Origin of the sequence: Halorussus pelagicus, from assembly GCF_004087835.1 — an archaeon.
In the GTDB taxonomy this organism is placed as follows: domain Archaea; phylum Halobacteriota; class Halobacteria; order Halobacteriales; family Haladaptataceae; genus Halorussus; species Halorussus pelagicus.
On record NZ_CP035119.1, the window covers coordinates 2715798 to 2742100 of the forward strand.

General features: G+C 61.2%; 24 protein-coding genes and 1 pseudogene. 17 read left to right on the forward strand and 8 right to left on the reverse strand.

Annotated elements, in window-relative coordinates; all coding sequences use genetic code 11:
- From phnE (EP007_RS13775) to EP007_RS17585, 4 genes are all read left to right on the forward strand, one after another.
- Positions 1–816: a phosphonate ABC transporter, permease protein PhnE gene (gene phnE / locus EP007_RS13775; RefSeq protein WP_128478203.1), complete on the forward strand. Its 816-nt coding sequence runs from the start codon at positions 1–3 to the stop codon at positions 814–816.
- The gene (gene phnE, locus EP007_RS13780) at positions 816–1622 is read left to right on the forward strand and encodes a phosphonate ABC transporter, permease protein PhnE (protein ID WP_128478204.1); all 807 of its coding nucleotides are present in this window, start codon (positions 816–818) and stop codon (positions 1620–1622) included. The genes phnE (EP007_RS13775) and phnE (EP007_RS13780) overlap by 1 nt, the downstream gene beginning before the upstream one ends.
- A 157-nt stretch (positions 1623–1779) precedes the next feature.
- Positions 1780–4149 (forward strand): tRNA(Met) cytidine acetyltransferase TmcA, encoded by a 2370-nt coding sequence (gene tmcA / locus EP007_RS13785; protein ID WP_128478205.1) that lies wholly within the window; start codon positions 1780–1782, stop codon positions 4147–4149.
- Positions 4150–4171: 22 nt separating this feature from the next.
- On the forward strand, positions 4172–4336 hold the full coding sequence (locus EP007_RS17585; RefSeq protein ID WP_166035600.1) for a hypothetical protein: 165 nt from the start codon (positions 4172–4174) through the stop codon (positions 4334–4336).
- A gap of 49 nt (positions 4337–4385) precedes the next feature.
- On the opposite strand, the gene EP007_RS13790 is transcribed toward EP007_RS17585, so the two are convergent.
- Positions 4386–6110, reverse strand: a complete 1725-nt coding sequence (locus EP007_RS13790; protein ID WP_128478206.1) for a glutamate--tRNA ligase — start codon at positions 6108–6110, stop codon at positions 4386–4388.
- A gap of 129 nt (positions 6111–6239) precedes the next feature.
- Between EP007_RS13790 and EP007_RS13795 the strand changes: the two genes are divergently transcribed.
- Both EP007_RS13795 and EP007_RS13800 read left to right on the forward strand, forming a co-directional pair.
- Positions 6240–8276: a bacterio-opsin activator domain-containing protein gene (locus tag EP007_RS13795; RefSeq protein WP_128478207.1), complete on the forward strand. Its 2037-nt coding sequence runs from the start codon at positions 6240–6242 to the stop codon at positions 8274–8276.
- A gap of 125 nt (positions 8277–8401) precedes the next feature.
- The gene (locus tag EP007_RS13800; RefSeq protein WP_208023499.1) at positions 8402–8803 is read left to right on the forward strand and encodes a DUF7344 domain-containing protein; all 402 of its coding nucleotides are present in this window, start codon (positions 8402–8404) and stop codon (positions 8801–8803) included.
- 138 nt (positions 8804–8941) lie between these two features.
- Here the strand turns inward: EP007_RS13800 and idsA3 are convergent, their stop codons facing one another.
- Together idsA3 and EP007_RS13810 are read right to left on the reverse strand one after the other, a co-directional pair.
- Positions 8942–10003: a geranylfarnesyl diphosphate synthase gene (gene idsA3, locus EP007_RS13805; RefSeq protein WP_128478208.1), complete on the reverse strand. Its 1062-nt coding sequence runs from the start codon at positions 10001–10003 to the stop codon at positions 8942–8944.
- Position 10004: 1 nt separating this feature from the next.
- On the reverse strand, positions 10005–11357 hold the full coding sequence (locus EP007_RS13810; RefSeq protein ID WP_128478209.1) for a ribonuclease J: 1353 nt from the start codon (positions 11355–11357) through the stop codon (positions 10005–10007).
- 458 nt (positions 11358–11815) lie between these two features.
- On the opposite strand from EP007_RS13810, the gene EP007_RS13815 reads away from it, so the two are divergent.
- From EP007_RS13815 to EP007_RS13835, 5 genes are all read left to right on the forward strand, one after another.
- Positions 11816–12616 (forward strand): DsbA family protein, encoded by an 801-nt coding sequence (locus EP007_RS13815; protein ID WP_128478210.1) that lies wholly within the window; start codon positions 11816–11818, stop codon positions 12614–12616.
- Between the two features lie 69 nt (positions 12617–12685).
- Positions 12686–13246: a hypothetical protein gene (locus EP007_RS13820; RefSeq protein WP_128478609.1), complete on the forward strand. Its 561-nt coding sequence runs from the start codon at positions 12686–12688 to the stop codon at positions 13244–13246.
- A gap of 105 nt (positions 13247–13351) precedes the next feature.
- Entirely contained in the window at positions 13352–13648 is a 297-nt protein-coding gene (locus EP007_RS13825; RefSeq protein WP_128478211.1) for a hypothetical protein, read from the forward strand.
- A complete protein-coding gene (locus tag EP007_RS13830) occupies positions 13639–14244 on the forward strand; it encodes a hypothetical protein (RefSeq protein WP_128478212.1) in 606 nt (201 codons plus the stop codon). The genes EP007_RS13825 and EP007_RS13830 overlap by 10 nt, the downstream gene beginning before the upstream one ends.
- 43 nt (positions 14245–14287) lie before the next feature.
- Complete coding sequence (locus EP007_RS13835) at positions 14288–14830, forward strand: hypothetical protein (RefSeq protein ID WP_128478213.1); 543 nt, start codon at positions 14288–14290, stop codon at positions 14828–14830.
- 7 nt (positions 14831–14837) lie between these two features.
- Here the strand turns inward: EP007_RS13835 and EP007_RS13840 are convergent, their stop codons facing one another.
- The gene (locus EP007_RS13840) at positions 14838–15803 is read right to left on the reverse strand and encodes a TIGR03557 family F420-dependent LLM class oxidoreductase (RefSeq protein WP_128478214.1); all 966 of its coding nucleotides are present in this window, start codon (positions 15801–15803) and stop codon (positions 14838–14840) included.
- Positions 15804–16067: 264 nt separating this feature from the next.
- Between EP007_RS13840 and EP007_RS13845 the strand changes: the two genes are divergently transcribed.
- Positions 16068–16376 carry an SHOCT domain-containing protein gene (locus EP007_RS13845; protein WP_166035602.1) on the forward strand — a complete coding sequence of 103 codons (309 nt, stop codon included), beginning with the start codon at positions 16068–16070 and terminating at the stop codon, positions 16374–16376.
- A 7-nt stretch (positions 16377–16383) separates the two neighbouring features.
- On the opposite strand, the gene EP007_RS13850 is transcribed toward EP007_RS13845, so the two are convergent.
- Both EP007_RS13850 and EP007_RS13855 read right to left on the reverse strand, forming a co-directional pair.
- Positions 16384–17982 (reverse strand): NADH-quinone oxidoreductase subunit D, encoded by a 1599-nt coding sequence (locus EP007_RS13850; RefSeq protein WP_368408106.1) that lies wholly within the window; start codon positions 17980–17982, stop codon positions 16384–16386.
- 265 nt (positions 17983–18247) lie between these two features.
- Positions 18248–19159 carry a hypothetical protein gene (locus EP007_RS13855; protein ID WP_128478217.1) on the reverse strand — a complete coding sequence of 304 codons (912 nt, stop codon included), beginning with the start codon at positions 19157–19159 and terminating at the stop codon, positions 18248–18250.
- A 155-nt stretch (positions 19160–19314) separates the two neighbouring features.
- On the opposite strand from EP007_RS13855, the gene hisC reads away from it, so the two are divergent.
- The 5 genes from hisC (at position 19315) to EP007_RS13880 (ending at position 22400) form a co-directional block, all read left to right on the forward strand.
- The gene (hisC, locus tag EP007_RS13860; protein WP_128478218.1) at positions 19315–20388 is read left to right on the forward strand and encodes a histidinol-phosphate transaminase; all 1074 of its coding nucleotides are present in this window, start codon (positions 19315–19317) and stop codon (positions 20386–20388) included.
- Complete coding sequence (locus EP007_RS13865; protein ID WP_128478219.1) at positions 20385–20891, forward strand: adenylate kinase family protein; 507 nt, start codon at positions 20385–20387, stop codon at positions 20889–20891. Before hisC ends, EP007_RS13865 begins: the two co-directional genes overlap by 4 nt.
- The gene (locus EP007_RS13870) at positions 20888–21496 is read left to right on the forward strand and encodes a CDP-alcohol phosphatidyltransferase family protein (RefSeq protein ID WP_128478220.1); all 609 of its coding nucleotides are present in this window, start codon (positions 20888–20890) and stop codon (positions 21494–21496) included. The genes EP007_RS13865 and EP007_RS13870 overlap by 4 nt, the downstream gene beginning before the upstream one ends.
- A gap of 63 nt (positions 21497–21559) precedes the next feature.
- The gene (locus EP007_RS13875; protein ID WP_128478221.1) at positions 21560–21811 is read left to right on the forward strand and encodes a hypothetical protein; all 252 of its coding nucleotides are present in this window, start codon (positions 21560–21562) and stop codon (positions 21809–21811) included.
- Positions 21812–21872: 61 nt separating this feature from the next.
- On the forward strand, positions 21873–22400 hold the full coding sequence (locus EP007_RS13880; RefSeq protein WP_128478222.1) for a multiprotein bridging factor aMBF1: 528 nt from the start codon (positions 21873–21875) through the stop codon (positions 22398–22400).
- A 421-nt stretch (positions 22401–22821) separates the two neighbouring features.
- Here EP007_RS13880 and EP007_RS13885 read toward each other — a convergent pair whose 3' ends face one another.
- The gene (locus tag EP007_RS13885; RefSeq protein ID WP_243700392.1) at positions 22822–24609 is read right to left on the reverse strand and encodes a transposase; all 1788 of its coding nucleotides are present in this window, start codon (positions 24607–24609) and stop codon (positions 22822–22824) included.
- Between the two features lie 986 nt (positions 24610–25595).
- Positions 25596–26227 (reverse strand): annotated as a pseudogene (locus EP007_RS13890) (IS6 family transposase); the annotation flags it as partial.
- Positions 26228–26303: the final 76 nt, after the last annotated feature.

Sequence of the window (26303 nt, forward strand, 5' to 3'; positions counted from 1 at the left end):
ATGGCGACTCACCAGAGCGCCGACTACGACGACCAGTGGAACCGCCCGACGGCGTTCTACAACCGCTACGCCAAGTACGCGGTGTACGCGGTCATCGCTGGGTTCGTCCTCTTCAGCGTGTGGGACCTCCGGATTTCGTTCGACCGGTTCCTACAGGGAATCTCGGCTGGCATCACGCTGGTCTCGAATATGCTCCCGCCAGCGGCGACCCCCTCGCAGTTCCAGTTGATGGTCCGCGGGGTCGTCGAGAGCATCGTCATGTCGATACTGGCGACGGGCATCGGCGTCGTCATCAGTATTCCCGTCGCATTCATGGCGGCGGGGAACCTCGCGCCCAAGCCAATCTACGGCGTGGGCCGGGGCATCGTCTCGGTCACGCGGGCGTTCCACGAACTCATCGTCGCAATCGTGATGGTGAAGGCGGTCGGGTTCGGCCCGCTGGCGGGCGTTCTCGCGCTCGCGTTCAAGACCGTCGGCTTCTTCGGCAAACTGCTCGCCGAGGAGATAGAGGACATCGACATCGGGCAGATGGAGGCCGTCGAAGCGGTCGGCGCGGGCCGACTCCACGTCTACATCTTCGGCGTCCTGCCCCAAGTCGTCCCGCGAGTCATCGGTCTCAGCATCTACCGACTCGACATCAACCTCCGGCACAGCACGGTCGTCGGTATCGTCGGCGCGGGCGGTATCGGCATCACCCTGCTGAACTCCTTCCAGAAGTACGACTACCAGTTCAGCTCGCTCATCGTCTTCGTCATCGTCGGCCTCGTCATCGTCGGCGAAGTGGTTAGCGCCTACGCGCGACGGAGGGTCCAGTGATGTCCGACAGAACGAATCCGTCGTCCGGTGACTGGCACCGCTACTCGCGGCGCGAGCGACTCACCCGATACCTCGCGGTCCTCGGGACGCTCGTGGTTCTCGCCGTCGCGTGGCGCTCGATGGAGGTCAACTACGACTACGTGGCCTCCGCGCCGCGCGAAGTCGCCGACCTCTTCGGTCGGATGTATCCGCCGGACGTGGCCTACACGTCTGAAATCGTCGGCCCGCTCATCGAGACCGTCAACATCTCGATACTCGGAACCGGGTTGGCGATACTGCTCGCGCTCCCGGTGGCGTTCCTCGGCGCGGAGAACACGTCGCCGACCCGCCTCACCTACTGGTTCGGAAAGTTCATCATCTCGTTCACGCGCTCGGTGAACGTTATCATCTGGGCGCTCATCTTCGTCGTGTTGTTCGGTCCGGGCGCGCTCGCTGGCGTCCTCGCCATTGCGGTTCGGTCGGTTGGCTTCACCGCGAAACTCATCGCGGAGGCCATCGAGGAGATCGACCACGGGCAGGTCGAAGCCATCGACGCGACCGGCGCATCGACGCTTCAGACGTTCATCTACGGCATCGTGCCCCAGATCAAGCCCGCGTTCGTCTCGGTCGCCACGTTCCGCTGGGACATCAACGTCCGGGCCTCGACCATCATCGGGTTCGTCGGTGCGGGCGGTATCGGCGTCGCGCTCCAGACCAACATCAACTACTTCAACTGGTCGGCCGTTCTCACCATCCTCATCGCCATCCTCGGCGTCGTCCTCCTCAGCGAGGGCATCTCGGCCTACCTCCGGAAGAAAGTGACCTGACGCGGCGGCGACCCCCAGATTCCCCATTCTCTATTCGCCATTCCGGTTTCCCGATTTCGCGCGACCAGTTTTTCCGACTCGTCCGAACAGTAGCGACGGTACTGACGCAGTATCTCCGAAGGAAAACGCCCTTCTTCGGCCCGGACCAACGGCGAGCATGGACGTAGCCGGGGTCGCCACTGCCCTGCGAGACGAGGCCCGCCGCGCGAACCAACGCCGTCTGCTCGTCCTCACCGGCGACCGCGACGCCTGTTACGCGGCCGCCGACGCCGCGCTCGACGCGGCCGAAATCGACCGGAAAGCGACCGCGCTGGTCGGCACCGGGAGTCTCGACTGCGAGCGCGTCGCCCCGAAGCGCGCCGACCGACTGCTCGGGACCACCCGCGACTGCGTGGTCTTCGACGCCCACGCCGACTTCCGGCCGAACGCGCTCGGCCGGGTCGTCGGCGCGGTGGACGGGGGCGGCCTGTTCGTCCTGCTCGCGCCGCCCTTAGACGAGTGGCCCGAGTGCCGGACGGACTTCGATGGGACGCTGGCGGTGCCGCCCGACGACCTCGCGGACGTGACGGGGAACTTCCGGCGGCGCTTCGCCGAGACGCTGCGCGCCCATCCCGGCGTCGCAATCTTCGACGCGGACGCCGGGACCGTCGAGCGCGACGGTCTGACTCACCCCGCGCCGCGACTCTCGACTGCCGACGACGACTCGCCGGAACTCCCAGAAAAACGCCGGTTCCCTGACGCGGCGTACGACGCTTGTCTCACGGGCGACCAGATGGAAGTCGTCCGGGAGCTAGAGGCGTTGCGCGACGCTGACAGCGACGAAGGAGGCGAGAGCGACGACTCCGAAACAACTGCGGTCGTCGTGGAGGCCGACCGCGGCCGGGGCAAGTCCAGCGCCGCGGGCATCGCGGCCGGAAGCCTCGCCGCCGAGGGCGCGGACGTGCTGGTCACGGCCCCGGAGTACCGGAGTTGCCGCGAGGTGTTCGTCCGGGCGCAGGCCCTGCTACAGACGCTCGGCGTCGCGGTCGTGACCGACCGCGATTCGCCGCGCGAGATTCGGGTCGAAGGCGACTCGGGCGGTTGCGTCCGATTCGCCGACCCCACCGCTGCCGCCGACCTGCTCGGCGACGGGGAGACCGGTGAGTCCGGCGCGCTCGCGGACAAGCCCGCGAGCGCGCCGGACGCCGTCTTCGTGGACGAGGCCGCGGCGCTCTCGGTCCGACTGCTCGAACGGTTCTTGGCGGCCCCGAAGGTCGCGTTCACGACGACGATTCACGGCTATGAGGGCGCGGGCCGGGGCTTCTCTGTCCGGTTCCGCGACCGACTTGACGAGAGCGACCACGAAGTCGTCGAGACCGGTCTTGACGAACCGATTCGCTATGCCGCGGGCGACCCCGTGGAGGTCTGGGCGTTTCGCGCGCTCCTGCTCGACGCCCGGCCGCCGGTGGACGAGGTGGTCGCCGACACAGACCCCCAGTCGGTCGCGTATCGCGCCGTCTCGCCCGCGGACCTGCTCGCTGACGAGACCCTGCTCCGGGAGGTTTTCGGCCTGCTCGTGTTGGCTCACTACCGGACTGAACCCGACGACCTCGCGCGCCTGCTCGACGCGCCGAACCTGTCGGTCCGGGCACTCGTCCGTGAGGACGACGCGACCGGCCGGAATCACGTCGTCGCGGTCGCACTGCTCGCCCGCGAGGGCGGTCTCCCCGCGGACGTGCGCGAACACATGTACGAGGGCGGCCGGGTACGGGGCAACATGCTCCCCGACGTGCTGACCTCCCAACTCCGCGACGAGCGGGCCGGAATCCCGGTCGGGAAGCGCGTGATGCGAATCGCAACCCACCACGCCGTGCGCTCGCGGGGTCTCGGCTCCCGACTGCTCGGGGAGATTCGCGCGGAGTTCGAAGACGAGTTGGACTGGCTCGGCGTCGGCTACGGCGCGACCCCCGAACTCCTGCGGTTCTGGCGCGCGAACGGCTACCGGACGGTCCAGCTTTCGACCACCAGAAACGACACCAGCGGGGAGCATTCGGCGCTGATGCTCGACCCCCTGAGCGACGCGGGCGAGGAGCTTCACGACCGTCACGCGCGCTGGTTCGCCTCCCGAGTTGCCTCGATGCTGGCCGACCCGCTTCGGGACGCCGACCCCGACATGATTCGGGCGCTCCTGCGGTCGGTCGATGCCCCGGTCGAACTCGACCTCTCGGCGTGGGACTGGCGGGCAGTCGCCGCGAGCGCCTACGGTCCCGGCCAGTACGACGCCGCGCCCCGTCCCTTCCGGCGGGTGGCGCTCCGGTACTTCGTGGACTCGGGGGAGGGAACCGACTCGGACGCGCTCTCTGCGCGCGCCGAGCGCATCCTCGTCCGGAAGGTCCTCCAAGGCCACCCGTGGCCGGAAGTCGCCGACGAACTCGGCTTCCACTCGGCGGGCCAGTGCATGCGCGCGCTCGGCGACGCCTACGAACCGCTGGTGGACCGCTACGGGGGCGACGCCGCGGCCGAGGAGAAGCGACGGTACACCGATTAGCGTGGCGCGCGTAGCGCCGCGCATGGCCGAGTGCGCCGAGTCGGACTGCTCATCCACCGCGACGGTCAGGCTACACGTTCCGTGGACGGAGAACCGAGAGGTCTGTGCGGCCCACGCCCGCGTGCTGGCCCAGCGGGACGGCGTGGTCGCCGACCCCATAGAGGGCCGAGAGAGCGAGTGGCCGTGAATCTCGGAGAAAAGCGTTCGCTATTCGCCGCCAGCGGAGAGCCGAGACGCTACTCGTGCGCGAAGTAGACGACCGTCTCGTCGTCGGCCTCCTGTCGGTCCACGCGGGCGAAGCCGACGCGCTCGAACTGCACCATCTCGTCGGGTTCGGTCTCCCGGAAACCGGGTTCGGCGTAGCCGACCACGTCGCCCTCCTTCTTTCGCATCTGGGTCAGCGTCGCGGAGTCGGCGGGCACCCAGTGAATCACGTCCACGCCCTCCTCGCGGACCGCCGAAATGTCGTCGCCGACGTACTCGAAGGCGTCGTCCTCGCGCCGGAAACAGCCGAATCCCTTGAGCCAGACGCGCTCGCCGTCGTCGGGCACGTCCGCCTCCTCGATTCGGACGCGGTTTCCGGCGTCGATGTCGCGGGTGCCTCGCTCGTCGTGTTCGGGGTGGACCGGCGGGTGAGCGGTCTCGGGGTGGTCGCCGGTGAGCGTGAAGTCGGCGTGGTCCTCGCGGACGAAGAAGTAGCGGTCGGCGTCGTCGTCGATGCGCTGGCGGTTGTTCGAGTAGACCGTACTCATCGCCAGATCGACGTTGCTGGTCGAGGTGCCGAGTTCGACCATCGCGTCCACGATGGCCTCGCCGCGGATGCCCCGCCTGCGGACGCTCGGAATCGTCGGCGCGCGCGGGTCGTCCCAGCCGTCAAGTTCGCCCGTCTCGATGAGTTCCCGAATCGTGGAGGTGGACATCTTCACGTCGTACTCGTCCACTTGGACGTGGCCCCAGTGGATGACCTCGGGGTACTCCCAGTCGAAGTAGTCGTAGACGAACTGCTGGCGCTTCGCCGAGTCCTGCAGGTCGATGCCTCGGATGATGTGCGTGACGCCCGTGAGGTGGTCGTCCACGCCCGACTGGAAGTCAAGCATCGGCCAGCACCGGTAGTTTTCGGCCTCCTCGCGGGGGTGTGGCGTGTCGATGATGCGGAAGCCCACCCAGTCACGCAGGGCCGGGTTCTTGTGTTCGATGTCGGTTTTGACGCGGAGGACCATCTCGCCCGAGTCGTACTCGCCGTCCACCATCGCCTCGAACTCGTCCATCGTCGTCTCGGGGTCCTTGTCGCGGTGCGGACAGGCTTCCGCGGAGTTTTTCATCTCGGAGAACTCCTCGCCGGAACACGAACAGGTGTAGGCTCCGCCCTTCTCGATGAGGTCGCGGGCGTGGTCGTAGTACGTCTCCAGACGGTCGCTCGCTCGGTAGACTTCCGCTGGTTCGAAGCCGAGATAGCCGATTTCGTCCAGAATCTCGTCGTAGGCCCACAGTAGCGGACGCTTGGTCTCGGGGTCAGTGTCGTCGAACCGGACGATGAACTCGCCGTCGTACTCTTCGGCGTAGGTGCCGATGACCGCGGGCATCCGAGCGTGACCCATGTGCCACGGGCCGTTGGGGTTGGGCGCACACCGCATCCGAATCTCGTCGTACTCCTCGGTGTTCGGTAGGTCCGGGAGAATCTGGTCGTCCTCTTCGTCCTCGCTCTCTATCTCCTCCAACCAGTCGGGCGCGAGTTCGCCGAGTCGCTCGCGGCGCTCCTCGACGCTCGACTCGTTGACCCGCGAGACCACGGGTGCGATAACGCCCGGAATCTCGTCGCCGTGCTGTCGAAAGTCGGGATTCTCGCCCATCAGCGGTCCCATCACGGCACCAACGTCGGCCTCGCTCTCGTGTTTGACCGCGTTGACGAGCGCGTGCTTCTCTGCCTCCGTCTCGATTCGCTCGCGGAGTTCGTCGTTCATTGTCGATGTGTTGCACCGTCTTCGGGAAAACTCGTCCGGATTCTGTTCGGCCCGAGCGCCCGCCGGTCGGAGTAGTTGGCGAACTAACCAAGACCCTTACTTTCACGGGGATATACTCTCTTTTAGAACGTGACCTCCGAGAAGACTACGCTGGCGACGACCGACCGAACCGCTCGGACCTCGGTGCGGACAGTCCGAGTCCTCTACGTGGACGCCGACGAACCGCCGCCAGCGGCGCTGTCCGAGGCCGAGTCGGTCACTCTCTCGACTGCGGAGACGGCCGCGGCCGCCCGCGACAGTCTCGCGGCCGACGGCACGTTCGACTGCGTCGTCAGCGAGTACGACCTTCCCGGCGGCGACGGGTTAGAGTTGCTGGAAGCGGTCCGCGACGACTACCCGAATCTCCCGTTCGTCCTCTACACCGGGTCGGGGAGTGAAGCGGTCGCCAGCGATGCATTCGCCACGGGCGCGACCGACTACCTCCCGAAGGACGCAGACGGCGATACCCTCCGCGAGCGCATCGACCGTGCTGTTGCCGCCGCCAGCGTCGAGACCGAGTCGGGCGTCAGCGGCGACCGACTCCGAGAACTGACGAACGCATTTCCCGACGTAGCCTTCGTGTTAGATGAGAACGGCCGGTATCTGGAGGTGCTGTCGGGACCGAGTAGCAAGGACCTGCGGACGTTCCAACAGGAGCAGTTGGTCGGCAAGCGACTCCACGACGCCTTCCCGGCCGAGCAGGCCGACAGGTACCTCGACCTCGTCCACCGGACGCTCGAAACCGGCGGCGTCGAGACCGTCGAGTACAAGGCCGAGACGGAGACGGGCGAACGCTGGTACGAGGGCCGGACCGCGCCGCTGGGTGACACCATCGAGGGCCGAGAGGCGGTCGTCTGGGTCGCCCGCGACGTGACCGAGCGCCGGGAAAACGAGCGTCGCCTCGCCGAGAGCCGCGACGAACTCACCCGACTCAACCGCATCAACGGGCTAATCAACGATATCCTCCAGTCGTTAGTCGGGTCTGCGACCCGCGAAGAGATAGAGCGCGTCGTCTGCGAGGAACTGGCCGATTCGGAGTTCTACCAGTTCGCGTGGGTCGGCGGGCCGTGGGTCAAAGACGAACAGATGCCTCCGAGTACGGTCGCAGGCATCGAGCGCCAACAAATCGAGCGACTGGTGGAGGCGACCAGCTCCCGGCCCGACTCCGAGAATGCGCTCTCGCGGGTCGTCGGCGACGACGAGTCGGTCGTCATCTCCGAAGTCGGCGACGCCGACCTCCTCTCGGAGCGCGAGCGCAAACTCATGGCCGAGTTGGACATGTCCACGGCCGTCCTCGTGCCCCTGACCTACGGGACGACAAACTACGGCGTCCTCGGCATCAGCGGGGCCTGCCCGGGGACGTTCGGCGACCGGGAACTCCCCGCTCTCGAAACGCTCGGGGAAATCGTCGCCTTCGCTATCAACGCGGTCAAGAATCGTAATCTGCTCCTGTCGGACGCCGCGGTCGAGTTGGAGTTCCGCGTCGAAAACCCCGAGCGGGGATTCGGACGCATCTCGGCCGAACTCGACTGCGAGTTCTCGTTGCGCGGTCTGGTCGGTCTCTCGGGCGACCAGTTGCTCGAATACGTCGCGGTTGAGGGGGCCTCCGTCGATGCACTCACCGACCAACTCGACGACTCCTCGACTGTCGAGGAGTACCGACTCGTGACCGAGGACGACGACCAGTGTCTGTTCGAAATCGACTCCGCCCAATCCGGGGTCGGCCAACTGGTGGAGACCGGGACCGTGGTCAAGTCCGCGACGGCCGAGAGCGGCGTCGTTCGGTGTCTCGCTGAGGCACCGAACGACGTGAGCGTCCGAAGCGTTGTCGAGGAGTTTCAGACGACGTATTCGGGTGCCGAACTCGTGAGCAAGCAGGAGGTAAACAGACCTGTCCACACGACCCAAGAGTTCCGCCAGACGCTCGCCGAGAAGTTGACCGAGAAACAGCGGACCGCGTTGCAGGCGGCCTACTTCGCGGGCTACTACGAGTACCCCCGCGAGAGTACCGGCGAGGAAGTCGCGGAGTCGCTCGGCATCTCGTCGCCGACGCTCCACCAGCACCTACAGGCCGCCCAGCGGAAACTCGTCGGCACCTTCCTCGACCTCCAAACGTCGGGTGAGTGAACGTTCGTTCGACCCCTAAGACGTTTGATATTCGGCTACTGACACTCTCTACCGGCCGAACCTCATTATTGAGGCATAGGTTTGTTGTCCCCTCTGGGGCATAGTATAGATGGAGGTCACCCGCTATGGACAACGACACTATTCGCTCGGGTATCGAGGGCGACCATGCCCTCCGAAACGGTCGCGCAGTTACGACGCCCTCGTTCGACGAGCTCTTCGACCTCCTCGCGGAGAGCCGCCGCCGATACGCGTTGTACACGCTCATCGGCACCGAGGATGGTCTCGCCGAGGTCGATCAGTTGGCCGACAACGTGGTCATGTGGGAAGGTCGCACGGCCGACGAGCCGATTACGGACTCGCTGAGAGCGACCATCGCCGAGGAGCTTCGAGAGACCCACCTGCCGCGTCTCGCCGAGGCCGACATCGTGGAGTACGACGACCGAAGCGACGTGGTACGCTACTGGCGACAACCCACGCTCGAAGAGTATCTCGAACACACCCACTACAAGGAATTTTCCGGCGAATGACCGCTCCGGGTCCCGCTGACGTCTTTCTCTCGACTATCACTCGGTGACGCCGCCGAGAAGCCCCGCTGACGCCTCCCTCCTGTAGTTTTCACTCATCGGCGTCGAACACGACGAGAAGAAATTCTCCGGCGAGCGCCGTCAGTAACCCCGTTCGATGAGGTAGTCCGCGATGCCTTCGAGCAGTTCGCGCGACTCGTTCTCCGGCAGGACCGACAGTCGGTCCTTGCCGCGAGTCACCAACTCTTGGGCTTTCTCCTTGGCGTAATCGATACTTCCGGCGTCTTCGAGTCGGGCGACCGCCTCGTCGATTTCGGTCTCTGTGACCGACTCCACGTCATCGGTCTCGACCAGCGAGTCCACATCGACGCCCTGCTCGCGGGCGTGGAGCGTGATGATGGTCTGTTTGTTCTCCACGAGGTCGCTCCCGCGCTGTTTGCCGAGTTTCTCGCTCGGCACCGTCAGGTCGAGCACGTCGTCCTGAATCTGGAACGCTCGGCCCACGTCGATGCCGTACTGGTACAGTTCCTCGACGGTCTCGTCGTCCGCGCCGAGCAAGATGGCCGGGATGGTCGCCGCCGCGCCGTAGAGGACGGCGGTCTTGTCCTTTATCATCTCTAGATACTCGTCGGGAACGACGTTCGGGCGCTCCTCGAAGGCGATGTCGTGGGCTTGGCCCTCGCAGATGTTGGTACAGGTCGTCGCCAACACGTCGGTCGCCTCCACGACGCGCGCGGGGTCGGCGTCGGCCTCTACCAGAATCTCGAACGCCTTCGAGTAGAGCGTATCGCCCGCGAGAATCGCGGTCTCGGTGTCGTATTCGCGGTGGACTGCGGGGACGCCCCGGCGCAGGTCGTCGTCGTCCATGATGTCGTCGTGGATGAGCGTGAACGACTGGATAACCTCGATAGCGACCGCGGCGGCCATCACGTCCACGCTGTTGCCCTGTCGGTCGGGGAAGTCCCGATAGTCGATGCCTGCGGGGTCGGCGTCGCGGTCCGCGAGCGCCTCGGCGACGAGCAACAGTACGGTCGGCCGCAGGCGCTTGCCGCCCGCGTCGAGCAGGTACCGAACCGCCTCGTAGAGGCGCTGTGGTTCGTCAACCGGCAGGTCCTCCTCGATGGCGGCGTTGACGATTTCGCGTCGCTGTTCGACCGCTCCCAGCACCTGCGTTTCCAGTGTCTCGGCGCTCGCGTCTGTCATGTTATTCGGCGAGTTGGATGATGTTGCCGTTGCTCGTTACGTGGAGGTCGCGGCCCATCTTGTAGCCCTGACTCTCGCAGAGGCTCACGTAGGGTGCGAACCCTTTCATGTCTTGGTGGGCCGGGATGATGTTCTGGGGCTGAAGCGCGTCTATCATCTCGTAGTGGCCCTCCTCGCGGAGGTGGCCCGAGACGTGGATGTCGTCGTAGATGCGCGCGCCCTGCATCTTCAGGAGGCGCTCGGACTGGTAGCGCTGGCCCTCGTTGGTCGGTTCCGGAATCACGCGGGCCGAGAAGATGACCTTGTCGCCGTTCTCCAGTTCGTAGGGCGTCTCGCCGCGGCCCATCCGGGTCAGCATCGCGCGCGGTTCGCCCTGATGGCCGGTGACGATGGGGAGGTAGTTCTCCTTGCCCTCCTTCATAATTCGCTTGAACGTTCGGTCCACGGACTTGCGGTGGCCGAACATCCCCATATCTTCGGGGAAGTCCACGAAGTCGAGTCGCTCGGCGGTGCCCGAATACTTCTCCATCGAGCGCCCGAGCAGTACCGGCTCGCGGCCGATATCTTGGGCGAACTCCACGAGGCTCTTGACGCGGGCGATGTGGCTGGAGAACGTTGTCGCCACGATGCCGCCGTCGTAGTCCTCGACGGAGGTCATCACGTCCTTGAGGTGGCGTCGAGCGACCGACTCGCTCGGCGTTCGCCCCTTCCGGCCCGCGTTGGTACAGTCCTCGATGTAGGCCAGCACGCCCTCGCCCTCGCGGCCGATTTCGCGGAAGCGCTTCATGTCGATGGGGTCGCCCAGAACCGGCGTGTGGTCCATGCGCTTGTCGAGACCGTAGACGACTGCGCCCTCCGGCGTGTGGAGGACCGGATTGATAGCGTCGATGATGGAGTGAGTCACGTTGACGAACTCCAACTCGACTTGTCCGGAGTCGCCGATGGACATGGTCTCTCCGGCCTCCATCTTCACTAGGTCGTTCTCGACGCCGAACTTCTCCTCGCCCTGAATCTGCTGTTTGACCAGTTCGATGGTGTAGGGCGCGGAGACGATTGGCGCGTTGTATCGGTGGGCCAACTTACTGATTGCGCCGATGTGGTCGAGGTGACCGTGGGTCGGCACGATGGCCTGCACGTCGCCTTCGAGGTCCGACATGACGCGGTCGTCCGGAATCGCCCCCATGTCGATGAGGTCGAGACTGTGTAGTTTCTCCGTCTCGACGTTGTCGTGGAGCAGCACCTTCGAGAGGTTCAGCCCCATGTCGAAGATGACAACGTCGTCGCCTGCGCGAACGGCAGTACACTGCCGTCCGACTTCTTCGTAACCGCCGATGGTTGCAATTTCGATTTCCATAGTTTCACCTTATGTACGCAAAGCCACCGTTCGCGGCACGGCCACGCCGTCTTCTCGCGGCAAATCCGCGACGTCTGTTCGCGGGAAACCCCCGCTGTCTTCTCGCGGGAGACCCGCGCCGTCGTTCCGCGGCGAGACCACGTCGCGCGCGACAGCGCCGCGCTAGGTGGCGTCCGTACGTACGTAAACCTGCTCGGAGCGACGGGGTCCCGGTCGCGGCGTCTTACAGCCATCGGCGGGACCCCGCGGTGGCGAGGCCACATTCCCCGAGCTATCGGTCTATGGGGGCTTTACGCGCCCCGGTAATAAAAACTGCCGGGATTGTCTGAGTGGGAGAAACGGCGGTACTCGCGCGCCGTCGAGGAGGACCAGCGACGCGAGCGCCAGCGCGAGAGTAGGCATCGTCTCGGTACGAAATTGGAACAACGCCTTTGACGGTCGGCGACGCCCTTTTAGACATGACGCTTGAAGGAGATCGACGGTCGAGTCGTCGGCGGCTGCTCGCCGTCGGCGGCGCGAGCGCAGTCTGTTCGCTGGCGGGGTGCATCGGCGGTCTGTCCGACCCCGGTGACGCTCCCGCCGGATCGACCGAGACGAGTTCCGGAACGCCGACCACTACCGCGCTCGGCGACCACCCCGCCGCGGCGGGGTTCGCCGACCAGACCCGGTTCGGACCGTCGCCCGGCGAGGCCGCAGGCACCGTCGTCGCTTTCGAGGACCCCTCCTGCACGCGATGCGCGGCCTTCGAGCGGGACACCGTACCGAAGATACGCGAGCGACTCGGCGACCGCGTCACGTTCGTCCTCCGGAGCTACCCCGTAGTCTACCCGTGGGGCGAGCCCGCGACGCAGGCCATCGAGTCGGCGTTCGCCCACGAGATGGAGGCGCTGAACCCCGAGCGCGACGTGCCCGCCGACGCCTCGACCGCCGCACGACCGGGCTTCCGGCAGGGGTCGGAAGCGACGTGGGCGCTCGTCGGCCACTACTTCGAGAAGCAGGAGCAGTTCGATACGAGCAACGTCTTCGAGCGAACCAGAACCTTCCTCGCCGACGAAACCGACCTCAACGCGGAGGCGGTCGTCGCCGACGCCGAGGAGAAGGCTCACGACGACGCGGTGCAGGCCGACCTCGCGGCCGGGAAGGAGGCGGGCGTCGGTCAGACGACTCCGACCGTATTCCTGTTCCGGGGCGACGAATTCCGGACGAGCGCGAGGGGAAGCATCAGCTTTCAGGTCGTGAAGGCCGCGCTCGGGGTGTGACTCGTGAGCCTCGCAAATCTCTGGCGGCTCCGCCCGCGTCTGCCGACCCGCACTGACGACTGGCGACTGATGGGTCGGACCGCGCGCCTCGTGCTTGGGGGACCTGCCTACGCCGCGCTCGCCGTCGCCGCCGCGCTCGTCGCGCTCTCGGCGTTCGTCCTCGGGCAGAACCTCGCGCTGGCGGAGTTCGCGCTGACCGCCCCCATCGGACTCGGCGACCGGACGACCATCCTGCTCGGTCTCTACCCCTTCCTCGGCACGAACTACGGGCCGGTCGCGGAGCTACTGCTCGTCGCTATCGCCGCGCTCGCGGGCGTGGACGTGGCGATGGTCGTCTACCACTTCCGGGAACACGGGGTCGGACTGAGCGAGGGAGACGGCGCTGGCGGCGGGGCCGCAGGCGGAAGCACGGTCGGTCTCGTCCTCGGCGCGCTCGGTGCTGGCTGTGCGGCCTGCGGGTCGGCGCTGTTGGCGGGCCTCCTCTCGCTGTTCGGCGTCGCGGGCGCGGCGACCCTGCTTCCCTTCGACGGACTGGAGTTTTCGGTCCTCGCGCTGGTCGCGCTCGTGTTGTCCATCTACTGGGTTGCCGACGGGATGCGCGGCGGCGAGATTCGGGGCTGTCCGGTTTAAGATACGAACTATGCATCGTGAAGTACATGCATCAATTGTATGGATTCAAATCTAATATTGATGGTAGAAAGTTATTTGCCGGGATAGGAATTTATTATCTGATAAATGTGTGAGACATCCTCCACTGGGGAAAGAACAATTGAAGAAAGCGGAGTTGCGATTGGCGAGCTAATCCCGAAGTTACTCCATCGAAAACAATGGATGTGTTGGACTTCAATTGAAAAAGGAACGGAAACAAGGAAAATTCCGGTTGATACTGAGCGATATGAAAACCTAATTGGAACAACAAGTCTAATTGGAAAAGTTTCGCAGATGTTTGGGAGGCCAAAGAAGAATTGTATTCAGTTAATGGAGTTGGGTTTCCTCTTACAAAACACGACCCGTTTTGCGTATTGGACATAGATTTCTGTATTGATAAAGAAAGCCAGAAGGTGGAAAGCAGAGCTTGGGAACTGGTGAAGCAATTAGATTCCTATACAGAGATTTCTCCTAGTGGAAAAGGTCTACATGTCCTTTTAGAGGCACCCATCCCTGATTACGGCCTCTCAGATGACCAAAAAATAGAATTGTATGACAAAAGGAAGTTCATTACTTTTACTGGTAGGCATGTTTCTGAAACACCGACCGTAATTAAGAGACGTCCAGCCGAAGTAAGAGATATTTATAAAGAGTGGATTTCAGAAGAAGATCATGATTTGGAAAAAACACCGGAAAAGAAGATAGGAGACATCAAAAGCGGTGAAATAGTGAACTTCACAGGGCGTGTTACTAATGAAGATTATTTTAAATACGGAAAAATACGCCAAAGGGGTACACTTGAGGATGAAACCGGAGAGATTCAATTCGTTATCTGGCGAGATGTACATGGTCTAAAACTCGACCTCCTTGAGGAAGGAAATACGTATTTAATACAAGAGTCACGAGCATACGAGTATGAAGGGAAATTACAAACTGAGCTACATCTCTCTGAAAACGTGATTGAAACCGATGGGATCTGAGAGTGTGAATGTATTTAAGAAATAAGGAAGAAACTTCCTTGATATGACCGAGGAAATAATAGAGCCAGGTACGAGGAAGCAAATTTATAGTGAGTCTATTGATTTGAAGAATAACGAACTTTGGAATTTCAAACGGTACTACTTAGCTTCTACTGGTTTTAAGTGGATATCCAACATCGCAGAATGGACTACGGTGATATTTGGAGGAGTAATGACCTATGGGCTAACGAAAGGACAATTTGGACCAAATCTACTTGCTTCATTATCTATCGGATTGTTTGTGGTTTCACTGGGAACCGCAATCGGACGCCCTCGTTCTAAGTCAAAATCATACTATAATTCTGGTCAAAAGCATCAAGATCTGTTTGATAAAGTGGACAGTTTCATCGAATTGGATGTGAAAAGGGAAGAAGCAGATATTCCCGAACTTCGAGATCAGCTTGAGCGTCTTGAGAAAAAGAGACGGCAACTAAATCGGGATACACCACAACTTAATGGGATTTGGTACTATTATCTAAGTTGGCGTAAAGATAAAATGTTTGAACAAGCATCTACTACTGAAAAAGAAGAGAAATACTTATCCTAAAATCCTCCTATTGGAACTTCGGCAGAATCTCGTCCTCGTAGAGGTCAAAGAGCTTCTCTTGCTCCGGGCCGATTTGGTGGACGTACACGTGGTCGTATCCCGCGTCCACGAACTCCTGCACGCTCTCGACGTGGGCCTGCGGGTCGGGGTCGGTCACGATGCTGTCGGTCTCGCGCACGTCCGCTTTCTCGACCATCTGGCAGGCCTGCTCGAAGAATTTCGGCGTGGCGAGTTCCGTGGCGAGTTGCCCCGGCAGGAGGCTGTTGGGCCAGTGTTCGTGAGCGATATCGACCGCCTCGTCCTCGCTGTCGGCGTAGCAGACCGTCAGTTGACTGAACTTCGGTCCGTCGCCGCCCTCCCGTTCGAACCTCTCGACCACGTCCTGCGGGCCGACCGACCAGAACCCGTCGCCGAGTTCCGCGGCCTTCCTCGCCGTCTGCTCGCCGTAGGCCGAGACGCAAATCGGCGGCGTCTCCTCGGGGAGCGTAAACAGTTTCGCGTTCTCGACGGTGTAGTGGTCGCCGTGATGGTTGACCATCTCGCCGGTCCAGAGTTTTCGAATCACGTCGATTGCCTCTTCGAGCATGTCGAGGCGGACGTGGTGGGGCGGCCAGTGGTCCCCGAGGACGTGTTCGTTCAGGTTCTCGCCCGTGCCGACGCCGAAGTAGAACTGCTGGTCGGAGGTCTCGAACATCGAGGCTACTGTCGCGGACGCCTGCGCGAGGATGGCCGGGTGGACGCGAACGATGGGACAGGTCACGCCGACGCCAACGTCTACGTCGTCGGTCGCCGCGGCGACCCCGCCGAGCGTGGACCAAGCGAACGGTGCGTGGCCCTGCTGGCGAATCCACGGGTGGAAGTGGTCCGAAATCGAGACGAAGTCGAACCCGACCTCCTCGGCACGGACCGCGTGGGTCACGAGGTCGGTCGGAGCGTGTTCCTCGCTGGAGAGCGTGTAACCGAACTCGACCATGGCTGTGGCACGGGAGATTGCGGTAAGGGGGTTGTGGCCATCCCGATACGCCGAAGTACGAACGCTCGCTGACCCACCGAAAGGTGTTTCAGACCGCTGTGTAATGGAATACTTGACATGAATGTCCCCGACGACTCTCCCGGACCTCCGAGGCTTCTGGCCAGATTCACTCCCGATAGCCGCCGATGGCGGCGTCGCGTCGCCGGACTGGCGACGATTGGGGCCGTACTTTCGCTTTACGCGATGTTCGCGGTCGTCTCCGGAGTGAAAAGCGGATTAACCTACACCCTGCTCGCGCTTCTGTTTGCTATCCTGTCTCTACTTCTCCCGGCAGTCGCAGTGACGACGATGTTCGCTCCCACCTCCGACCCGACTCGAAGCGACGCCTCTCGGGGCGAGAGTCCGGTGGAGACGCTGAAGCGCCGGTACGCCGCCGGAGAGATCGGACAGGACGAGTTCGACCGACGACTCGACGACCTCATCGAGGCGTCCTCCGACGCCCGCGACCGGCCGGACGCCGAGTCAGTCGAGCGCCGCGGGGCGCGCGACGCAGAACTCGACTCCGTGCAGTAGTAGCGAACTACCGGTCTACCGACCCCAACACGATGTCGAGACTCCCGAGCGCCGCCACCAAGTCGGGCACGTACTCGCCCTCGGCCATCGCTTCGAGCGCGTGGAGGTTGTTGAAACACGGACTCCGAATCTTGAACCGCGCGGGCTGGTTGGTTCCGTCCGACCGGATGTAGATGCCCATCTCGCCCTTCGCGGCCTCGACGGCCCGATAAATCTCCGTATCGGCGTCGGGCTTGAGTGTCCGGGGGACGTTGCTCTGGATGGTGCGCTCGTCCTCCGGCCAGTCTTCGAGCAGGTTGACGCACTGGCCGATTATCTTGGCCGATTCCTCGACCTCTCGGAGTCGCACCATCAGGCGCGAGAAGTTATCTCCGTAGGGTTCCGTGACGACGTTCCAGTCGAGTTCGTCGTAGTAGCCGTAGGGGTCGTCGCGCCGCACGTCGTAATCGACGCCCGACCCGCGAGCGACCGGACCCGTACACCCGTAGTCTTTCGCGGTCTCGGCGTCGATGACGCCGGTACCGACGGTTCGCTTCTGGAAGATTTCGTTGTCGGTCAGCAGGTTGTGGTACTCCTCGACGTGTCGCGGGATGGTGTCGAGGAAATCCCGAATCTTGTTGAACCACTCCTCGCGGGGTTCCGGCAAGTCCCAGACGACGCCGCCCAACCGGAAGTAGTTGAACATCATGCGCTGGCCGGTCAGGTCCTCCAAGATGTTCTGGACGATTTCTCGGTCCCGGATGGCGTACATGAACGTCGCTGTGAAGTCGCCGTACACGTCCAGCGCGAACGTACCAACCGCGAGCATGTGACCCTTGATGCGGGCGAACTCGACCGCCATCGTCCGGATTATCTGGGCGTACTCGGGCACCTCGATGTCGTTCAAGTCCTCCGCCACGCGGGCGTAGGCCCACTCGTTGGGCATGTTCGCGGTGTAGTCCCACCGGTCGGGATATGGCATTATCTGGTACCGGTAGTTGTTGCTCTGGCACATCTCCTCCTCGCAGCGGTGCAGGTAGCCGATGTCAGGTTCCACGTTCTCGACCTGCTCGCCGTCCAGCACCGTCTTCAGGTGGAGAACGCCGTGCGTCGCGGGGTGGTGCGGCCCGATGTTGAGGAACATCGTGTCCGACTCCGACTCGGTGCCCTTCCGACTCTCGGCGATGGGGTTGACGTGCGCCTGCAGGGCGACGACTTGTGGCTTGTCCTGATCGTAGTCGAGACTCAGCGGGTGGCCCTGCCACGTCTGGGGCAGAAGGATGCGTTTGAGGTCCGGATGGCCCTCGTAGTCGATACCGACCAAATCGTACGCTTCGCGCTCGTGCCACTCCGCGGTCTTGTAGACTGACGCGGCGCTCTCGTTCCACGGGTCGTCCTTGCTGGTCGGCACGATGACGTTGACCTCTTGGGTCCGGTCGTCGTACTTCGTCAGGTGATAGATGCTCTCGTAGCGATCCTCGTACTCTTGGGCCGTGAGCAGCGAGAGGTGGTCGAATCCGGCCTCTCGCTTGAGCGTCCGGAGGACCGACTCGACGGCGTCCGGGCGAACGACGAACCCCTCGGCGTTCAAATGCGTCTCGCGCCCGACGACGTGGTCGCCGAGCATCGCTTCGAGTTCGTCGTAATCGACGACCCTGCGCTGTTCGGTCGTCTCTACGTCGGGGTCGGTCTCGGGCGCGTCACTCATCGCGCACCACCGCCGGTTTCGTCCCCACTCTTGGTAGTATGTCGCGTGAACATTCCCGTTCCCCACGGAACCTCGGTCCCGAACGGCAATAGTGGTAACGTCTCTCACCGTTGTCGAGTCCGGCGAAAAAAGTCAGAGTCGCCCGAGTCAGCGAGCACTGCGACCGCTGGTGACGTTCGTCGTCCTATCGACCGCCGCGGCGCTGCGACGACTCGTCGCCGCGGCTCTGCTCGCTCCGTGTCCCGTGCTGTTCCTGTCCCCGCATCATGGTTTGCTGGACGGAACTGAACCCGCTCTCGGAACTCCCGCCGTACTGGTTCTGGCCCTGCTCTCCGCGGCCGGACTGGCCGCGCTGGCCGGAGTGCTCGTACCGACCGCTCTGCTGATGCCCAGCGTGCTGACCGGACTGGCCGCGCTGGACGGACTGCTGGCCAGTTTGCTGGCCGCCCAGTTCGTGGCTGGTGTACCGGCCGCCGCTTCCGCCGCGCTGGCTCCGTTGGTGAACGTCGCTCTGGCCCTGACGGCTCTGTCCTCGGCCCTGATTCTGTCCGACCTCGTGGCGCTGACTGCTCCGGTCTCGTCCACCCTGCTGGGACTGACCGCGGTTCTTTCCGTATCGCTTGCTCTGGGGACCTCCCTGCTTGCCCCGTTTGCTCTGCTGACTCCCCGACTGCTGATGTTGTCCGGACCGCTGGTGATGTCCCTGCTCCTGAACCTCGCGGCCACCCATCTGGTTCCGGCCGGTTCGGTTCTGACCGGTCTGCTCGTATCGGCCGCTCTGGCCCTGTTGGACTGACTGTCCGTGCTGGCCGCGCTGCTGGCGGTTGCTCCCGTATCGGTTGCTCTGCCGCGCGGACTGTTGATGCTGTTGGCCGGATTGTCCCTGCTGTCCGGACTGCTGCTGTTGGCTATACTGTTGCCCGGACTGCTGACGCTGGCCGAGTACGTTCCGCTCGCCGGACTGGCGTCGCCCGGACCGTCGGTCTCGCCCGCCCGCGGAGTAGCGTCGCCGTCGCGTGCCACCCTCGCTCTGCGAACTGCGGTCGTAGCTGCTCTCCTCGTTGCCTCTCCGCTGATTGCGATTTTCTCGTGACATCGTGTCTCTCCCCACCGAAGGGACCACAGGACTTTCCTTATGCATACTGGGCGGAGTCTGACAAAAATACTGGCGGGCGTCGGGGACCATCTTCCGACGGCGACGGGTCGCCGAAGGTGAGCACGCTTAAGACGGGTCGCCCACACCTCTCTCACATGGAACCACGGGATCTCTCTTCGCACACCGTGTATCAGGCCGGACGGGGCATCGAGGAGGTCGCCCGCGACCTCGGGTTGGACCCCGACGACCTCGTGAAACTCGCGTCGAACGAGAACCCGTTCGGCCCGAGTCCGGCCGCGGTCGAAGCCATTCGGGAGACGGCCGCGTCGGCTAGCTCCTACCCCAAGGCCTCTCACGCCGACCTCACGGAGAAACTGGCCGACGAGTGGAGTGTCACGCCCGACCAAATCTGGCTTGGAAACGGCGGCGACGGCGTGCTGGACTACCTCGCCCGCGCGATGCTCGACCCCGGCGACGAGGTACTGGTACCCGAACCGGGCTTCGCCTACTACGGGATGAGCGCTCGCTTCCACCACGGCGAGGTCGCAAACTACCACCTCTCGAAAGATGACGACTTCGCGCTGAATAGCGAGACGGTCCTCGCCGAGTACGACGGCGAGCGCATCGTTCACCTCACGAGTCCGCACAACCCGACCGGGAAGCGATTCGAACTCGACGCAATCGAGGAAATCGCCGACGAGACGGGCGATGACACGCTCGTCCTCGTGGACGAGGCCTACGGCGAGTTCCACGACGGGCCGAGCGCGGTCGAACTCGTCAAGTCGCGCGACGACGTGGCCGTCCTCAGGACCTTCTCGAAGGTGTACGGATTGGCGGGCGTCCGCCTCGGTTATGGCGTTGTTCCCGAGGGGTGGGCCGACGCGTACGCCCGAGTGAACACGCCCTTCGCCGCGAGCGAAGTCGCCTGCAGGGCGGGACTCGCCGCGCTGGACGACGACGACCACGCCGAGAAGACCGTCGAGACCGCCGCGTGGGCGCGCGAACACCTCTACGAGCATCTGGACGCGCCGACGTGGGAGAGCCACGCGAACTTCGTCCTCGCGGAAGTCGGCGACGCCGCTGGTGTCGCCGACGAACTCCAGCGTCAGGGCGTCATCGTCCGAGACTGCACGAGTTTCGGACTGCCCGAGTGCGTCCGCATCACCTGCGGGACGAGAGACGAGACGCGCCGTGCAGTCTCGGAACTCAACGAGGTGTTGTCGTCGTGAGAGTCGTCGTCACCGGGACTCCCGGAACGGGAAAGACCTCGGCAGTAGACGTTCTCGACACAGAACTAGAAGTCGTCCACCTCAACGACCTCATCAAGGACGAAAACCTCTGGGCGGAGCGCGACGAGGAGCGCGACAGCCTCGTAGCGGACCTCGACGCGGTGGCCGAGCGACTGGATGGGCGCGACGACCTGCTCGTCGAGTCACACCTCGCGCATCACCTCGATGCCGACAGAGTCGTCGTCCTGCGGTGTCACCCCGAGGAACTGGAACGACGACTCACCGAGCGTGGCGAGTCCGAGACGAAAGCGGAGGAGAACGCCGAGAGCGAAGCCCTCGACGTGATTCTCTCGGAAGCGGTGAACGCCCACGGCGTCGAGAACGTCTACGAAATCGAAACGACCGACCGAGACCCCGACGAGGTGGCCGACGAGATTTCGGCCGTCGTCGAGGGCGAGCGAGAACCGAGCGCGGGCGAGGTTTCGTACATCGACTACGTATGACCCTCGACCAGTTTCGCCACGTCGCCGACCGGATGCTCGCCCCGTTCGTCTCGCTGTCGTCCAGACTCGGCCTGACGCCCGACGCCGTCAGCGTCGTCGCGTTCGCACTCGCTGGTGGCGCTGGCGCAGCGTTCTATCTGGGCGGGACCGACCCGCTCTGGTATCTGGCCGGGGCGATTCTCGTCTTCCTGAACGGGTGGCTCGACCTGCTCGACGGCGCGCTGGCCCGCGAACTCGGCACCGACTCGAAGGCGGGCGACCTGCTCGACCACGTCCTCGACCGGTACGCTGACGTGGTGGTCATCTCGGGCCTCGCGGCCGGAATCGGTCGCTACGCGCTCGGACTTGCGGCCGTGACGGGCGTACTGATGACCTCCTATCTCGGCACGCAGGCCCAAGCGGTCGGACTCGACCGAGTGTACGGCGGCCTGCTCGGGCGGGCCGACCGTCTCGCGCTCATCGGCGTGACCGGCGCGCTCGCGGCCTTCGTGACGGCGACGCCCGCGGGTCTCTCGGTGGTCGCGTGGTTGCTCGTCGTCTTCGCAGTCGTCGGCCACTTCACCGCCCTCCAGCGATTCTACTACGCGTGGCGGGCGCTTTCTTGAAGACCGGCACACAGTTAACTTTTTCAGTGCTGGAAGTGTCGAAATTAGCAGAGGTACAGAGACATGACGAGTGAACGTCCGGGCGAGTCGGGTATCAGCGTCGATTTGGAGGACATTCTCCCAGCGAACAGCCACATCACGATGGACGAGTTCCTCGAAACCGCCGAGGAGGTTGACTCGCTGTTCGAGTTGAGCCGCGAGACCCGACTCTCACGCGATAAGTGTCGGAGGATTCTCAAGTATTTCGAGCGAAGCGAGGAAGTCAAGCAGGGTTTCGGCTATCTCCGCGACCAACGCGACGAGCGCCTGCCGTAGTCACGACTTCGGCGGTCCTCGCGGCGTGGAATTTAAGAGCGGCGACAGACTACCATTCAGTATGGTTCAGTGTGAGATGTGCGGTGCCGAGACGAGTTCCCCGAAGACCATCAAGGTCGAAGGGGCCGAGTTGGATGTCTGCGACAACTGCTCGGACTTCGGGACCGAGGTCAAGACTCAGGACGCCAGTTCTACGTCTACCAAGTACTCGACGAGTTCGTCGTCTTCCGGTAGTTCTTCGTCTTCGTCGTCGAGTACCTCTTCGAGTTCCTCCCGGTCGCGGCGCTCGGACATGTTTGACGACATGGACGAACTCGCCCAAGACTACGACGACCGCATCCGAAAGGCCCGCGAGAGTACCGGAATGAGTCAGGAGGACCTCGCCGACGAACTCAACGAGAAGGCCAGTCTCATCCGGAAACTGGAACTCGGCGACGTGCTTCCGAGCGACGAGGTCCAGCAAAAGCTCGAACGCAAACTCGATATTCAACTAACTGCTGGCGGTTCCTCTGACGACGACGAGGACTGGAGCGGCGGCAACTCCACCGGCGAGTACACCCTCGGCGACGTGGTCAAGCGAAAGGATTAGACCGACGCGCGGTCGGTGGGTCAATAGTGTCGCCGCTCGCCCGAAAATCCGAACGCCGATTCGCCCTCCTGTCCTCTCCTGAGAGCGCGCCATTCGTAGTATTGTAATCAACCCGCCACGTAACGCGACACCGAGCGAGGACTATTTCTCTGCCTTCGTCGCTGAGAGCCGAGAATCTGCCAGAACGCGCCGACGACTTGTGACACCGTTCAGAAGTTGGCAGTTTGGCCAAAAATACAAATGAAACGGGTCACTGGGGGATTGTCTGGGCAGTGAAAGATCAGAATTTTCTTTCGACTACTAGAGATAGCTTCTTCGTGGAAGTAATACGTCTATTCCTTGCAAATACTGACTAAATCGCCCACAAAAACAGATTGCAGTAGCTCACCATCGAGAGATGAACACTAATAGCCGAGACCTCTCAGTCTCCGGGATCAAACAAATAGACGCCAACCAGCTCGCTAATTTCTCCTGCCTGAATCAGAGGCTTCTCGCCAAGGTTAACAGTCACTTCATCGCGTAACAAGAAGTTCGTTAGTCGCCAGACGTTGTACATAATCACCGCGATTACAAAATACAGAAACCGAACACGGTAATCTTTCGAGGCCGACGTTGGTAGAAAGTGTTCTTTTATTGTTTTATATTCATTCTCGATCTCCCACCGATGGCCGTACTGAGCAGTTAACCCCTGCGCCCGATCAGGAGAAACTTCCGCGTTCGTCGTGAAAATTGAGTACGTCTCTTTCTCTTCTGTCGAAGGCACGTACATGATGCTCACATCGTGAGAACGCCCGTCGCCTCCGTCAAGCCTTGCAGGTTCCACCGCGATGTCTGCAACGGAATGTTCTTTGACTTTTTCTATATTATCATAGTCTACTGTGGCGTTCATTCGTTTTGGAATCACGTACTGAACGTCGTGACGATCAATCACGTCTCGAACTCCGATTGTATCGAAACCCCTGTCGGCGAATAATTTTTGAATATTAACATGACGGCTTGCCTGCTCTAGCAAACGATCAACAATCTTCGCCCGTGACGTCGTTTGTATCTCTTCGTCCTCCCACCACCGCTTGTCACGAACTGGTTCGATAGCGAGGACGAGAGGAGTATCCTCTGCGACAATGGTAAGTGTCGCAAATTGATAGCCACGCTTACCGTCACCCTTCAATCCACTTACCATCTCTGGATAGTCATTCCGTAGGTAACGCTCCTCACCGTCTACTGGAATGGGTTCTTTCCACTCCTCAGTATCTTCTTCGTTGCAGTACGGGGAGGGCTCAAACTCCCATGATGTAATGTCAATAGCTGCTTTGACTGGTTCTCGGAGACCGCCTTGGTCACGCTCTGCTATTTCATTTAGCAGTTGGTCAACGCCAGCGTGGAATGGCGACAAAACCTCCTTTCGGATCCGTTCCCAGTCCGGCGGTCGTCGCCCGTCAGCAAAGTCGCTAAGATCGGTTTGTGAGTCTGGGGCAGCGATCTTTTTCATCGTTCGATTATGCGAAGAGCCGTGTGGAACCTCATCACGCCTACTCAGCCACGCGAACCGCCGACGTGGAGTAGTCGTTCCTGCATTTGTTAGGGTGAGGTAGCCTTGCCGCTCGAAATACGCCTGTAGTTCGTATTTACAGTTTGAAGCTCGGTTGGCACTAAACTCATCAAACCCAAGTTCTGTGGCCCGATTGACGGCCTCGGCAATTTGCTCTTTTCCGATACTATCTCCGGCATTGATGTCGTCAGGGTCAAATGCAGGTTCACTCGCAAAGGTCACATTTTGACGAGTGCATATTTCGCGGATATGCTTCGCTGCCGTCGTAATCCCCCGGCGTTCGTGAATGCTAAACCGATTCCGCCACATGTAGTTGATAGTCTGTTGACGGGGTGGCTGATCAAGACCCAACCGGACATGGACAAATGCTGCGCCGCTGAGACGTCGAGCGAGTCTCGAATCATTAAATCCTTGGATGTGCTGGTACAGGAACATCAAAACGACCGATTCAAGCTCGTATTTTGCCCGACCGGGCTCGTCGTAGTCGGAGAACCAGCTTTCGGTGATATTAAGATTGGAAACTACGCGGGTGATGTGGTTGTGAATGTGACACAGGTCGTCTGCCTGTTGACATAAGGCTTCAATGACGGTTCTCCAGTCACTCTCTTGATCTACTGCGAGTTGCGATTCAGTAGTGTTCTGTCGAGATTGTGAGGGCATTCCGGGGCTTTTGATCTGTCTGGCTACTCTTTGCAGTAGCTGTCTTCGTAATTTACGTATGATATCCTTCGGAAAGTGGCTATCGGCAACGCTGTATCGTTTACTCTTTCGCCGTATAGCTACCGCTCCTGAAGGGGAAACACTATTACGGTGGAAGTAGAGGAAACAGTTGTCTAGGCCGTTTCCTTTCTTGATCGTTGTCCTTGCTTAGCGACAGTACCATTGTGCGCGCTATATTTAAATCCCGGCGGAAAATATAATCTTCTAGACTTAACCAATACGCTGGTTAAATGGTCTGAGAAGGCACTTAGTGAGGTAATAGATATTCACCAGAAGTAGAATGTAGAGTTTAGAGGATTATAAAGAAAACTCAGTTCCTGCCGTAGTCCGGTGGTTTTCTTATTCTATAACAGTGAGGAAAATACTATACTAAACTAAGGAGTACCCCTAGCGACGGAAATCTCTACGGATATTTCTCTCAAAAGATACGACCTGTTGGTCCACGGGTTGCCGTCGTCTTCCAAGCGGTCGGGAAGCACAATGTTTGCTTGATGCCCGTCTACCGAGACGATTACTTGCTCTTCAACAGGCGAGTTGCCGTAGAACTCCTATAAGTAGCTGTCATTGTTCTTGTGGCTCGCGAATATTGAGGTCTTTTCTGCGTGAACACCTCTACGAGCGACCGCCTATGCTTAATTCGGAGTTTTCACGTCACTTTCATTGGTATTATAAGAGAGCAGATTTAAGAGAAATTGTTTTAGAATAAACCCATGCATGTTAAATATCGGTAGGATAAAATTTAGATTTGTTTAGAATATTAAAGTAATTTATCAAAGAACAAGATAGAATAAATCCACACGTTCGAGATGTGGCACGCTACAAAATGAGGTATATACAATAAATCCTGACTCATTAGCTCATTCGCTGTGGATGGGAATCGGTCGACGCGGAAATATTATGGCAATTCGAATTCTGGGCATTGTCCAAATTAGCTGATTCCATGCGAAGGCGAAGGTCTGCAACCAATTTCGGCAGAGCGGTGCGTCGCGTGGCGGAAATGATTAGCGAACTGTTGAGCTTGCCGTTTTAGTTCTTTGAAGACACGTTCGACGCCATTCCGATTTCCATAGCGAACATACTGAAATCGAAAGTTTTGCTCGAAGAGTGCGGCCTGTAACCACGGCGCACCATCGACGAGAAACACCGCGTCGCCGACGTGGTGTTTCTCTTGCAATTCGGTAAGAAACTTCTTCGACACAACGATAGTTCGTGTCGGATAGAGCTTGACGTGCAGGAATTCGTTAGTTTTGGGATCGACGGCGGCGTACAGCCAGTAGCGCTGGTCGTTTAGTTGAATCACAGTTTCATCGACCGCAACGTGATTCGGCTCTTTCCCGTCTGTCGGCTGTAGATCGGCTTTCTGCACCCAATTATGAATAGTTGAGCGACACCGTTCGACACCGAACTGTTCGAGAACAGAAACAGTATCCGAAAGTGATAATCCGGCCGCGTGAAGATGAATACTGAGCTTCATCAGCGGCTCCGGTGTCGCTTCTCTCTCCACAAAATCTAATTCGATCCAGTCGCTACACTCGTTGAGGTGGTTGAATTCGGGCATAGAGCACCACGAATCACAACCGCCTCATCCTTCAGCCTTATCTGAACACTACCCCTGAAGACGGCCAAAGGCTTCT

What these genes read in the sequence shown, in the direction of transcription:
- phnE (WP_128478204.1), top strand. Translation starts at nt 816, where the DNA reads ATGTCCGACAGAACGAATCCGTCGTCCGGTGACTGGCACCGCTACTCG.
- hisC (WP_128478218.1), top strand. Translation starts at nt 19,315, where the DNA reads ATGGAACCACGGGATCTCTCTTCGCACACCGTGTATCAGGCCGGACGG.
- EP007_RS13885 (WP_243700392.1), bottom strand. Translation starts at nt 24,609, where the DNA reads ATGCCCTCACAATCTCGACAGAACACTACTGAATCGCAACTCGCAGTA.
- EP007_RS13825 (WP_128478211.1), top strand. Translation starts at nt 13,352, where the DNA reads ATGTGTGAGACATCCTCCACTGGGGAAAGAACAATTGAAGAAAGCGGA.
- EP007_RS13840 (WP_128478214.1), bottom strand. Translation starts at nt 15,803, where the DNA reads ATGGTCGAGTTCGGTTACACGCTCTCCAGCGAGGAACACGCTCCGACC.
- EP007_RS13790 (WP_128478206.1), bottom strand. Translation starts at nt 6,110, where the DNA reads ATGAACGACGAACTCCGCGAGCGAATCGAGACGGAGGCAGAGAAGCAC.
- EP007_RS13855 (WP_128478217.1), bottom strand. Translation starts at nt 19,159, where the DNA reads ATGTCACGAGAAAATCGCAATCAGCGGAGAGGCAACGAGGAGAGCAGC.
- EP007_RS13870 (WP_128478220.1), top strand. Translation starts at nt 20,888, where the DNA reads ATGACCCTCGACCAGTTTCGCCACGTCGCCGACCGGATGCTCGCCCCG.
- EP007_RS13880 (WP_128478222.1), top strand. Translation starts at nt 21,873, where the DNA reads ATGGTTCAGTGTGAGATGTGCGGTGCCGAGACGAGTTCCCCGAAGACC.
- EP007_RS13815 (WP_128478210.1), top strand. Translation starts at nt 11,816, where the DNA reads ATGACGCTTGAAGGAGATCGACGGTCGAGTCGTCGGCGGCTGCTCGCC.
- idsA3 (WP_128478208.1), bottom strand. Translation starts at nt 10,003, where the DNA reads ATGACAGACGCGAGCGCCGAGACACTGGAAACGCAGGTGCTGGGAGCG.
- EP007_RS13800 (WP_208023499.1), top strand. Translation starts at nt 8,402, where the DNA reads ATGGACAACGACACTATTCGCTCGGGTATCGAGGGCGACCATGCCCTC.
- EP007_RS13820 (WP_128478609.1), top strand. Translation starts at nt 12,686, where the DNA reads ATGGGTCGGACCGCGCGCCTCGTGCTTGGGGGACCTGCCTACGCCGCG.
- EP007_RS13810 (WP_128478209.1), bottom strand. Translation starts at nt 11,357, where the DNA reads ATGGAAATCGAAATTGCAACCATCGGCGGTTACGAAGAAGTCGGACGG.
- EP007_RS17585 (WP_166035600.1), top strand. Translation starts at nt 4,172, where the DNA reads ATGGCCGAGTGCGCCGAGTCGGACTGCTCATCCACCGCGACGGTCAGG.
- EP007_RS13875 (WP_128478221.1), top strand. Translation starts at nt 21,560, where the DNA reads ATGACGAGTGAACGTCCGGGCGAGTCGGGTATCAGCGTCGATTTGGAG.
- tmcA (WP_128478205.1), top strand. Translation starts at nt 1,780, where the DNA reads ATGGACGTAGCCGGGGTCGCCACTGCCCTGCGAGACGAGGCCCGCCGC.
- EP007_RS13850 (WP_368408106.1), bottom strand. Translation starts at nt 17,982, where the DNA reads ATGCTCGGCGACCACGTCGTCGGGCGCGAGACGCATTTGAACGCCGAG.
- phnE (WP_128478203.1), top strand. Translation starts at nt 1, where the DNA reads ATGGCGACTCACCAGAGCGCCGACTACGACGACCAGTGGAACCGCCCG.
- EP007_RS13835 (WP_128478213.1), top strand. Translation starts at nt 14,288, where the DNA reads ATGACCGAGGAAATAATAGAGCCAGGTACGAGGAAGCAAATTTATAGT.